At 50.7% G+C, this 11,680-nt stretch carries 10 protein-coding genes; 3 read left to right on the top strand and 7 right to left on the bottom strand.

The genetic code is table 11. The features are described 5' to 3' along the window. Nucleotide 1 precedes the first annotated feature (1 nt). From A8O25_RS05490 to rny, 3 genes are all read left to right on the top strand, one after another. Nucleotides 2-298 carry a hypothetical protein gene (locus A8O25_RS05490; RefSeq protein WP_066831890.1) on the top strand — a complete coding sequence of 99 codons (297 nt, stop codon included), beginning with the start codon at nt 2-4 and terminating at the stop codon, nt 296-298. Between the two features lie 170 nt (nt 299-468). Continuing rightward, nucleotides 469-759, top strand: coding sequence for a cell division protein ZapA (locus A8O25_RS05485; protein WP_066831888.1), 291 nt, complete (start codon nt 469-471; stop codon nt 757-759). 56 nt (nt 760-815) lie between these two features. Continuing rightward, nucleotides 816-2,408, top strand: coding sequence for a ribonuclease Y (rny, locus tag A8O25_RS05480; protein ID WP_066831886.1), 1,593 nt, complete (start codon nt 816-818; stop codon nt 2,406-2,408). Between the two features lie 830 nt (nt 2,409-3,238). On the opposite strand, the gene A8O25_RS05475 is transcribed toward rny, so the two are convergent. From A8O25_RS05475 to A8O25_RS05440, 7 genes are all read right to left on the bottom strand, one after another. Further along, entirely contained in the window at nt 3,239-4,345 is a 1,107-nt protein-coding gene (locus tag A8O25_RS05475) for a glycosyltransferase family 4 protein (RefSeq protein WP_066831884.1), read from the bottom strand. A gap of 21 nt (nt 4,346-4,366) precedes the next feature. Continuing rightward, nucleotides 4,367-5,578: a glycosyltransferase gene (locus A8O25_RS05470; protein WP_066831882.1), complete on the bottom strand. Its 1,212-nt coding sequence runs from the start codon at nt 5,576-5,578 to the stop codon at nt 4,367-4,369. A 10-nt stretch (nt 5,579-5,588) separates the two neighbouring features. Then, a complete protein-coding gene (locus tag A8O25_RS05465; RefSeq protein WP_066831881.1) occupies nt 5,589-7,265 on the bottom strand; it encodes an ATP-binding cassette domain-containing protein in 1,677 nt (558 codons plus the stop codon). Nucleotides 7,266-7,275: 10 nt separating this feature from the next. Then, complete coding sequence (locus A8O25_RS05460) at nt 7,276-8,121, bottom strand: glycosyltransferase (RefSeq protein WP_206598656.1); 846 nt, start codon at nt 8,119-8,121, stop codon at nt 7,276-7,278. An 82-nt stretch (nt 8,122-8,203) separates the two neighbouring features. Next, the gene (locus A8O25_RS05455; RefSeq protein WP_066831879.1) at nt 8,204-9,442 is read right to left on the bottom strand and encodes a glycosyltransferase family 4 protein; all 1,239 of its coding nucleotides are present in this window, start codon (nt 9,440-9,442) and stop codon (nt 8,204-8,206) included. Beyond that, nucleotides 9,439-10,395 (bottom strand): glycosyltransferase family 2 protein, encoded by a 957-nt coding sequence (locus A8O25_RS05450; protein ID WP_153042602.1) that lies wholly within the window; start codon nt 10,393-10,395, stop codon nt 9,439-9,441. The genes A8O25_RS05455 and A8O25_RS05450 overlap by 4 nt, the downstream gene beginning before the upstream one ends. 588 nt (nt 10,396-10,983) lie before the next feature. After that, nucleotides 10,984-11,568, bottom strand: coding sequence for a carboxymuconolactone decarboxylase family protein (locus A8O25_RS05440; protein ID WP_066831873.1), 585 nt, complete (start codon nt 11,566-11,568; stop codon nt 10,984-10,986). Between the last annotated feature and the right edge of the window lie 112 nt (nt 11,569-11,680).

Raw genomic sequence — 11,680 nt, 5'->3', positions numbered from 1 at the left:
GATGGCCAACCCAAGCTACCTACAGCAGATACAGAGTATTGAGGGCAAAGTGCACCAGTTGGTACAGCAGTACCAGGCGGGGCAGGAACGGCTGCGGGCCGCGCACCAGGAAATTGAGCGGTTGCAACAGGTGATTCAGGAACGCGAAGAGGAGATAAAAAATTTTCAGAATCAAGATAATATTACTAAAATTGTACAAACCATAGCAGTAGACACTGCCAGTTCAACGGAGCTGAAGCTGAAAATAAACGAGTACCTGCGCGAAATTGACAAGTGCATCGCTTATTTGAGAGAATAGAAAACGGCTTGCCTGGTTGCGTTATAGATAATTTCACCTTGCCGCGCCCCGGCGCGCTACAATACAGTTGAGAGAACCTAAAGGAACAGAATGCGGCTAGCTTTACTTTTACGCACTTTGCACCTTCTAACAAACAAACGCGCCACGGCAGCATTTAAGAGCATCTGGACATGAGTGAGTTATCTATACGAATCAAGATAGCCGACCGCGAATATCCGATGCGGGTAAACGAGGACGAGGAAGAACGGCTACGGCTGGCCGGCAAATACCTGAACGAGCGCCTGAAGATGTTCAGAGAGCAGTTCGGGATTCATGACAAGCAAGACCTGTTGGCCATGATTGCCCTGGAAACCGCCGCCGACAAGATAAAGACGGAGGACGCCGCGCTGGAAACCCAACACACGTTGGAACAGAAACTCTCGTCCTTAAACCAACTGCTCTCTTCTCTGCAGCTCGGCTAAGCCGCCCCCATTGGCACAGTGTCATTGCTATAACATAACCCTTTAATGTTGTAGTCATGACTATTTATATCATTCTAGCAGCCGTCATAGGCGTAGGCGTAGGCTTCTACGCCGGCCGCGTGCTGCTCATGAAGCTCTTTAAAGAGCAGGAAGAACAGGCCAAAGAACGCGCCAGACTCATTATCCGCGAAGCGGAAGCCAAAGCCGAGACCCAGAAGAAAGACAAGATGCTGGAAGCCAAGGAGCATTTCCTGAAGCTGAAAGCCGAGCACGAGGAGCAGGCCAACCACAAGAAGAACATCATCATCCAGAACGAGGCCAAGGTTAAGCAGCGTGAGCAGCAGATTAACAAGCAGCTGGAAGACCTCAAGAAAAAAGAGCAGGACACAGACGTTCTCCAGAACAAACTGAACCAGCAGCTAGAGGGCTTTAACAAGCGCAAAGAAGACCTGGAGGCCCAGTACAAAGACAAGCTGGCCAAAGTGGAGCAGGACCACCACGAAATCCTGAGCCGCCTGGAGCGCATCGCCAACCTTTCTGCCGATGAAGCCCGCGAGCAGCTGGTGGAGAACCTGAAATCTGAAGCCTCTACCCGCGCCTCTTCTTACATCAAAGACATTGTGGCCGAGGCTAAGCTCACCGCTACCAAAGAAGCCAAAAAGGTAGTGATTGAGACTATTCAGCGTACCGCCGCCGAGCATGCCATTGAGAACTGCGTCTCTATCTTCAATATTGAGTCTGATGATATCAAAGGCAAAATCATCGGTCGGGAAGGACGTAACATCAGAGCCCTAGAAGCCGCTACGGGTGTAGAGATCATTGTAGATGACACGCCAGAGGCGATTATCATCTCAGGATTTGACCCGGTACGCCGCGAGATTGCGCGCCTTTCTTTACACCGCCTGGTAGCCGATGGCCGTATTCACCCGGCCCGCATTGAGGAAGTGGTGGCCAAGACCCGTAAAAGCATTGAGGAGGAGATTGTGGAGATTGGCGAGCGTACCGCCATTGACCTGGGCATTCACGGCCTGCACCCGGAACTGATTAAGATGGTGGGCCGCATGCGCTTTAGGTCATCTTACGGCCAGAACCTGCTGCAGCACTCCAGAGAAGTAGCCAACCTCTGCGCCACCATGGCCGCAGAATTGGGCTTGAACGTAAAACACGCCAAACGCGCTGGTTTGCTCCATGACATTGGAAAAGTAACTACTGAGGAGCCGGAACTGCCGCACGCCATCATTGGTATGCAGCTGGCCCAGAAGTACAAAGAGCACCCAGACGTGTGCAACGCCATTGGCGCGCACCATGATGAGATTGAAATGACGGCCATGATTTCGCCTATCATTCAGTCCTGTGACGCCATCTCCGGCTCGCGCCCTGGTGCCCGCCGCGAAATTATGGAGTCGTACATCAAGCGTCTGAAAGAACTGGAAGAAACCGCCCACTCGTTTGACGGCGTGAACCAGTGCTACGCCATTCAGGCCGGCCGCGAACTGCGTGTCATGGTAGACGCAGATAATGTAACTGATGAGCGGGCCGCTCAGCTGTCTTTTGACATTTCGCAGAAGATTGAGAAAGAGATGCAGTACCCGGGTCAAATCAAGATTACCGTGATCAGGGAAATGCGCTCTGTTTCTTACGCGAAGTAGGAGACCTCACCCCCAGCCCCTCTCCCACGGAGAGGGGAGCCCCACTTGCTGCGTTTTGGGGCTGATTTCTGGAAAACAGGCCAAAAAACGCCTTCTGTTGAAAAACGGGAGGCGTTTTTTTTTTTAATGGAAGGAAAATTATTAGCCTTCCATAAAGAGTAATTGCAGCACATCTACTTCTCCGGGCGCAAGCGTCCGCTTGTGTCCGCACGCATTCAAGATACTCCCCTTTGAAAGGGGCGAAGGGGATGTTGACACAGGAGAAAACGCATTGCTGGTGCGGGCGTATCGCGTATGCCCCCTGCGCTTAACTGTTCCTCCCCTCCTGGGAGGCAGGGCCGTTAAGTTCTACTAGAAAAGAGGCCGCTCTTCCGGATTTGCAATTCGGAAGCAGATACTGAGGGGATTTGAAATCCCCAATCCCCTTCTCTCTTGGTTCCTGTAGCGCGGATGGCAAATCCGAGGGATACTTCAATTCGGGATTGTATATCCCGAACTGCGGAGGGAGCAGACATATAGAACCAGCCCCTCCAGGGAGGGGTTGCGGTGGGTTAATAAGTTACTGCTTACTGTTTACCTTAACTGTAAATGATTTATAAAGCAAAGGCTATCGGCACAGACACTCGCAGGTCTGAAAGACGCTGCGAGGTCTTTTGAGCATGCGGTTATAAGGATGGCAGGGTATGGATCTTTTAAGGTGAGGAGTCTATAAAACGTGCAATAAAGAAAGCGTCCTGTTTTCGGGCTACTTTCTGAAAAACAGGCCAAAAACAGGAGACTTTCTTTGGCAGACATTTCATAAGGTGAAACAATTGCAAAGTGGAAGCAGGTTAGTTTTGGCTTATTTTCTGAAAAACAGCCTCAAAACCCGAGACCATTTTTTCTACCGTGAAAATTTCAGCTTGCCGGAGCCCTTTTTGGCGCAACTGGGCACGTACTTCTGCTTGCTCTACCACTTGCCGCACGGCCTGCAAGATAGAATCACTGGAGGCTGGGTCAACGTAAAGCGCTGCCTCTCCTGCAACTTCTACCAACGCCCCGCAGGTAGAGGTCACCACCGGGCATCCCAGTGCCATAGCCTCTAAAACAGGTAGCCCGAATCCTTCATACAAAGAAGGATAGACAAGGGAGAGCGCCCGCTGGTAAAGTTGCCGCAACACTGAATCAGGGGCATCTACAAAGAGAACCTGCCCCTTCAGGCCAAGGCTTACCAGCAGGTCTTCCTCCCACACAGTGACATTGCCTGTGCACACCAGGTAAAGGTCTGGTTGGCCCTTCAGGTACGGAGCCACTGACATAATGAAAAACCTGAAATTTTTACGCCCGGTCCGGTCTCCCACAAACAAGAGAAATTTAGCAGGCAACGGCACCGCCGGGGCTTCTTCAGGCCCCGCTTGCAACAGGTTTCCTGTATAGATGGTGCATAAGCTAGTACTGTTTACCAATGAAAGGCGCAGGGTATCCTGCCGGGTAGTCTCAGAGATACAGATGACCTTAGCAGCCCTCCTGATGAGGTAAGATAATCTATCAGCATTGCTGCCGGCGGGATCAAACAACCCGTCTGGACCCAGAACGCAGCGCATGGTGTCATGCACTACCATCACAAAAGGCTTCCCCGGAGGCAGGTGTTGCAGAAACCCGTCTTCAAACACGGGGGAGGTAAGCAGGATTAGGTCATACTCCAGGGCCTTTATGGCCCTATAATACCACTTCTTAGAAAGGACATCTACCTTGTTAAGGAATTTACGGCCAAAAGGCAAGGCTCCCAGAACACTGGTTTTCTGCCATTTGCCGCTTATGAAATCACTGTTAGACCGCACCAAAGGTACAATTACTTGATGGCCTTTTTTCTCTAATTCCTCACAAAGACGGCTGTAGTACCGCACCATGCCGCAACGACCAAAGAAGAATATTTCAGGGTCTACCAGAATTCTCATTACGTAAAGATTTAACCTACACTATTCCCAGATTTCCGGGAGATGTTCAGCGTGATAACTGAATTTTTCTTTGGCCACTTGTGCCGCGGCCGCTATTATCTGGCTGTAAACGACTGAATCTGTCGCCAGTTTGACACATTGTTGAATATACTCTGCCGGAGTCTCTGCCAATAGATAATGCGTGCCGGTTGCAATTCCCAGGCCATAGGCAGCTTCCTGCGTTGCTACCACCGGACGGCCGTGCCACATAGCCTCCAGAACCTTTAGCTTAGTACCGCCACCGGCGTGCAAGGGAGCAACCACAATACCTGCCTGCGCATACACAGGCCCCAGATCTGGAACAGGCCCTGAAAACAGCACGCCTGGCTGGTTTACTAAATGTTCTTCCAATTTTTCTGAAACACCATAGCCCACTACCTGCAACTCCCACTTTCTGTCCTGCTCCCGTAGCGGAATCAATACCTGTTCAATAAACCACCTGACGGCCTCCTCATTAGGATAGTGGTCCAGGCTTCCTACAAAGAGCAGCCGCTGCACCTGATCAGGTTTCCCAAAACTATTGGTCTTCCCATACATCCGGTTGGGGAAAACTGCACCCGTCGCCGCTGGCAGCCGTTGCTCCAGCAGTTTCCGGTCCTCCCGGGAGCAGAGGTACACTTTGTCAAATTTCTTCAGGTATTGGTTTTCAAACAGGCGAAACTGGTGAGACGCCACAAATTTCAGAAAAGCCTTCTTGTATAATTTCCCCTTTAACAAGATCCGGCTGGTTTTCAAAAAGGTAGAAGACTCAATGTCATCTAAATCCAGCTCTACTAAAGGGGTATTGGTCAGCTGTTGCAGAAAGAAGGCATACTCACTGGTGTATAGCCTGAATGCCAGTATTTTGGCAAAATCCTGATCCTGATAGATTGGGCGCAGCGCATCTTTCTGTGGCTGCCGCAGGGGCATCCATTCCAGCAGAAAGGCCCCCTTCACCGGCCCCACTAGAAAAGATAACACTGTTTGCAGCAGTTGCGCCCACCGTTTCCATCTGGGGTATTGCAGCAGCACAGCCTGGGTGTGGGGTAGTAGTTGCGCCGCGTCTGCCAACTCCTGGCTATAGGTAATGACCAGCCACTGCACCGTATATTTCTGTGACAGCAGCATCAGCCACTGGTGGGCTCTCTTTTCCCGCCCGCTGCCGTTGGCATTGGGGAGAACAGGGCTAAGAAAGAGAAGTGAATCCTTTGCCATACCGCTTCTGCTAAGTTAAATGCACGGTATAGGTGGCAAACAGTTCAGCGGTAGACTTGCGGTGGGTAATGAACAGCACCGCGCCTTTTTGAAGGCATGCGTTTATGTTGGCCATCACTACCTGCTCGGTTTCCTCATCTAAGGCAGAGGTTGCTTCATCTAAGAACAGCAGGTCTGGGCGTTTGTACAGGGCACGGGCAATTCCCAGCCGCTGGCGCTGCCCCCCTGAGAACATGACCCCGTTGTCTCCAATGGGCGAAAGAATACCCTGCGGGAGCTGTGACACCAACTCTTTCAACATCACGGCCTCCAGTACCTGCCACGCCCAGGCCTCATCAATCGCTGCTTCGCCAAACGAGATGTTCTCCAGTACACTGCCGCTCAGCAGAACCACTTCCTGCGGCACGTAGGCTCTTTTAGGAGTATGCCCCCCAGTACTGCTAATGATCACCTCCCCAGCAGTGGGCTCTATCAACCCCGCTGAAATCATGAGCAGGGTACTCTTGCCCCGCCCGGTTTCCCCCAGCAGGGCAATTCTATCTCCCTGGCAGATAGAGAGCGAAACATCCTTCAGAACGGGTTGACCGGCAGTATATTGGAATGAGATCTGCCGGAGTTGCAACAGCTCTTCTGCATTCAAAGAATTGCTCCTTTGCAAATAAGTCTCCGGCCGGCCTTTTTGGGCCAGCTCTTTTTCTATCACCTCTATATTGAAGACACTCCCATCTAATTCAGAGAAGGCAGACAGGAAAGCCGCCATAGCGGGAATGATGCGCCGGGCCAACACTACAATGGTAGCCAGGTTGGCAATGAGTTCACCAGAACTGTACGTCTCCACCCAGGTCACAATCAAGAGAGTGGCGGCCAATACCAGGGTAAGGATTGCCTCCAGCACAATTCTGGGGATATGCGGCAATACAGACATATCTATTTTGGCATGGTTAAGCCTTTTTAGCTCTGAAAAGACCGCCCCCTGAAAATAATCTTTGACCCCGAACACATTGATTTCCCTGGGCAGGCTGAGGCTCTCGTGCATTCGCTGGTAGAATCTGCGCTGATACGTATCATGGTCTGTCACGGCCTCCTGCAATTTAGACTTGATCAGCTTTTTAGAGATAACTGAAAACAACGCCAGAAGACCAGCTCCTGACAAGGCCACCACCGGCATTTTCACCAAAGCAGCAATCCCTAGCACCAGAAGGGAAATGGCGGCCCCTATCAAGTTGAGCACCACCTGAAAAGAATAGGCACCGTCTAACGCGGTCACCGTACAATGCTTCACCCTTACCGCTTTGTTTTCCTGGGTGTACTGGAGCCAGGGCAGTGACAGGTACTTCTCCAGCAACCTGATTGAAAAAGACTGGAAAATCTCCTGCGAAAGTGTTCTGGACACTCTGATGGACAGATACTCCACCCCCTGCCGCACCACCGTGATCATTACAAAGGCCCCAATCACCCAGCTGATTTCACCGGCCCTAAGCGTGGTGCCCAGCACATGCACCGCCTCCCCCTGCAGGACCATGAGTAACGCGTACATCCAGAAAGCCACTGCCAGATCAAGCAGCGGGATAAGGATAACGTACAGGGTAGAAAGGTAAAATTTAGGTTTGAGCACCTTTGGTGCCGCGTTTAATACCAGTGCTACCTTCTCCTTAAGTCCCAGTAAAGATGAAACTGCAATAGCCATGTAGCGCAGGTTAAAATTTATTCTGTAAGTACTGCCTTATGTTTCTTAATCTGCCCCGCAGTTCTTCTTTTCTATATTCAGAAACAGAGACAGGCACTTGCCTGGGTAAAAACCGTTTTGCAATAGAGGCAAAGGTGGTGGGGGCAAACGCTACGTAATTAGGCGTAAGCCGCAGATGGTTGAAATAGGTAAAATCTGTTCTGGAGGGGCTCCACCAGAGGTGGTTCCAGAGATGCATGCTGTAAATCCCTTCCAGCTTTGTCTCCTTGCGCTCAAACAAATCTCTGATTCCTTTCTTGCTCCAGTCAAAGAAGAAGAACGACCGCTCAGGTTCCACATGAATCAACGCAGGATTCTCCTGGCTTAACCTATAAGGCAAGAAAGTAGAATGTGCGCTCCAGCTGCCATCAAATTCCTGGTAGGTTCTTTCCAGCCATAGTTTGATAAAGGAAGAGTCTTTTTCTGCCAGTATCCAGGCATTGCACAGAGACCCTCCGGCCTTGGCGGCTGCCGGTTCCTGCCAGTTCACCTTTTCCCGGCCCATTACACAGGGCTTCTCATAAAATTCTGCGGGAAGCTCATGGACAAAGAGAGTATCCATGTCAGCATATACCCCCCCGTGTTTCAGGAGCACCTCCAGCCTTACTATATCAGCCAGATGGGCATACCTAAACGTTTCTATCTGTTTGTCTTCATACTGGAACGACCGTATAAAATCATTCTCTTCTACCTGATGCAGCGTCAGGAAGGGCTTTATAAGGTCCCACCAAGGCCCGTACGGCAGGTTTTTATAGTGAAAGTAAATAGCATCTGGCTTGTTGACCTCCAGACAGGAAGCCAGGCACAGATAGTACAAAAGATGAAAAGGTTCTGTCTGCGGTCTTAGACCGAACACGAAGTGGTATATTTTAGGCACTCTACTCATGGCGGTTTCTTCTCTACTCTCTGCTGTTATTAGACTTTTCTCCCTCTGCGTACCCAACCGCGTGTTGCTCTGCCCCACTCAGAATCTGAAGGCATCTATGGGCAATGGCCGTTGCACTGAAATTCTCCTGCAGATGCCTTTGTAGCTTGGCCCCCTTTTCAGAAGCTTTCTGCCGGTTCTCGAAGATATCACGCAGAACCTCTCTGGCCTTTTGCACCTCCACCTCAGCCCACCGTTGATTAGAGCTGTAAGATTCCTGCCCAAATGAGGTCTTTACCGCTACTAACTCATAAGGTACTAGATACGCATGTTCTTCCGGCAGATAATCTAAAGCCCCACCGTATGCGGTCATGATCACTGGCTTGCCAAACCAGGCAGCTTCATAGGCTCCCATTCCCCACCCTTCCCCCCGGGTAAGTGACACAAAGCAATCACCTCTGGTGTGCAGCCGCGCCATGGCTTGGTTAGAGAGTTCCTGATCCAGATGGAACACCTTAGCCCCACCTTTCTCACTACACTTTCTCAAGGCCACCGCTGCCCTCCCAAATCTTTTCCTGAACAGCCTATCCCACCTTCTTTTGCAGGGGCTGGTCCAGTCTTCTACTCCGGTCTTCAGGAGCAGCGCCACCTTCTCATCAGGTTTAAATTCTTCCTGAAACGCTTTGATTAATACCCAGGGGGCCTTCCGCTCATTCCAGACGCCTATGCTGTAGAACAGGAAATGCCCTTTGGCAGCTCTGAAGAGACTGTGCAGGGTCTGGGAAGGTTCTGAGTCACTGCCCGCCTTACCCTCAAACTCAGACACATGGGGCAGCACCAGAATAGGCACTGTGACCCCGCATTGGGCAAAGACTTGCCGGTTCCAGTGGCTGGTGACCATAATGCCGTCCATCTGGTTTAACAGCGCTGGCCAATGTGACGGCAACCGGTCTGTCTCCCAGGTGGTATATCCCCACACCGATTGAGGAGGGGTAGCTTCTTTTTCTTTGCGGACCCAATAAGGATAATATTCAGGAACCGTATGCACAATTGTATACCGGCAACGGGCAGCGGGGGGCAAATCTGAGGTTAGTACCACCCCACCATCTTCAGGGGGGCCAGCTTGTACTTGTGTAAAAAAGACGGTTGTCCCGGTTTTTCTCAACGCCTGCACCAAGGTCTTTGCCGCCACCCCATATCCGGTTGTTTCGCCAAACCCAACATAATGGAGACAAGTCCCCTCCGGGCTTTCGTCTGAAACCATATTGCTCATCTTCCCGCCTCCTGCGTTTGAGGGATAGCATCTGCCGCAGGCTTTGGCAGGTTAAACGCCGGGGCCAACGGCGCCAAAACCGGAGGTGTCAAACTGGCACAGCCAGCCGTCTTGGGTTTCCGGTGCCAAAGACCGTCCCAAAGGCCAGAGGCCGTCACATACGCATGCGCTCTCCTGGTACCCGTGAACCTGAATAGCTTTGTAGTGAAGGCAAGCGCATACTTTGACAGATAGACTGCGGCCCACCAGCCAAAATGCTTTCTGAGAACCATCCCAAATCCGTAGGAATAGCCGTATTCCCGTTTCAGGTAAGAATCTGGAAACGGTGGCATTACCCGCGGATGGAGAATATGGATACCGGCATCAAACTGTATGTCTATTTTTTGGGTGAGGGCCCTTACCGCCAGTTCATAAGACTCAGAGGAAAAATATTTGCCACCGGGTCCAAAATCTTCATTAAACCCACCCAACTGCTCAAAAATCTCTTTCCTGATAAATAAGGCCGGTTCAGACACTTTACCAATAAAATTCAGGAGACTTACCTTACAGCGGTTCAACAGAAACCGGTTCAGGGGCCTGCCATCAAAATCAAGCACGGTTCCGGTCACAACGTCAGGGGCATGTTCAGTGATCACCCCCTGTACTTTCTGCATGGTATCAGGGGTATACTCACAGTCATCGTCTGGAAAACCAATCCAGCTTCCGGTGGCCAGGGCAGCGCCCGCATTTCTGGCCTTGCTGGCATTCTTCTGCTCAATTTTGCAGTGCACCAGGTGGAGCTTATCTGTGAATAGCGGCACAAGGTCAGCTACTCTGTCATCACTGTTTTGGTCTACCAGAATTACCTCAAAATTCTTAGAGGGCAATTCTGCCACAGACAAGAGAAACTGTTGTAGTTCCTTTGTTCTCCCCACCGTAGCCACCACCAGGGAGAAAAATATATTTTCCTGCATTCTGTCTTCTTCCAAACTTTATCTTCACAGGGGGAATAGCAGAACAAATTAACTAAAAGGGATCTGGTTCACAATTATATCCTAATTAGAATCAACATATCAATTCATATAATCCAATTTAGAACCTGTTTACATTTGCCTTTTGCGCTGCTAACGGGCATCAAAAGAAACTGACCTGGCGGTTACCTCGCACCAAAGCCCTGCTACGCTGCTCAAACAACGGAATAGAAGAACCTTTCGCTCCCCGTTTTCACCTGCAAAAACCAAACTGTACACATGCTCTTAAAGATGAACTTAAAGTTTGTTTGCGTCTTTAAAAGAGATAAAGCTGTTTTGAATGTTCCTGAATTCTGGCGCAAGGGTCTGCCTGCGCCGCTGAGTTTTCTGTTTCTGGCCTGTTTTTAGAAAAGTAGCCCCAAAACGGTCAGACAAGCAGGCGCGTGACCAGACACCCCCACAGGAACAGCAGAACCCTAAACCAGCTTTGGTATTTACATAAAAAGAGAACCGCAAATGACTTCTGTCACCGCGGTTCTCCTGGCCCATTGCCTTGCGGCGAATGGGGTATATTATATAAGAGTGGAAGTACTACTTAATCACCTTACTCACGCCCACCACCACGGCGGCAATGCGCACGGCATCAAAAATGCGCTGCTCAGAGGCGCCCAATTTGCGTACGCTTTCCTCATGCGAGGTCACGCAGCGCTCACAGCCGTTAATGGCCGAGATTGCCAGACTCACCAGCTCAAAGAACTCTTTGCCGCCCACCGGGTTCATCATGATGTTCATTTTCACCTTAGCCGGCGCAGACTCATAGAAGTCTGTGTGCATGAAGTGCTTGAAGCGGTAGAGAATGTTGTTGGTGCTCAGCAACGAGGTCACGGCCACGGCCTCAGCCAGTTCAGCGTCAGTAGCGCCGTGAGAAGCCGCCAACGCCTTGAACGCCTCAGACAAGGTGTTGTTTTCTTCATTCACCGCCGCCGACAGGGCAATGAGATAGGCTTCTTTGCTGGTCACGTTCTCAGACTGCAGCGCGGTTTTCAGGTTGATGCGCAGGTCTTTGAGGTACTTGGAATCACCTTGCACCAGTTGGTCCAGGCGGGCAAATTCCTGGCCAGACAGGCCCAGGTCTTTCAGGAAATCTTGTTGGGTTTCTTGTATGACGGAAAGCATTTTAATTGCTGATGGTTAATGGATGATGGTTGAATAATTCTGACAGGGAAGTGGTGTGCTGATTGTTTTGTTGCTGTTTAACTTGTAGGACGTGTTGATTGCTTTAGACATA

The sequence above is a fragment of the Rufibacter ruber genome (genome assembly GCF_001647275.1).
Taxonomy (GTDB): domain Bacteria; phylum Bacteroidota; class Bacteroidia; order Cytophagales; family Hymenobacteraceae; genus Nibribacter; species Nibribacter ruber_C.
The sequence above is the reverse complement of the archived record's forward strand: the minus strand, read 5'-3'. Positions and strand labels throughout refer to the sequence as shown.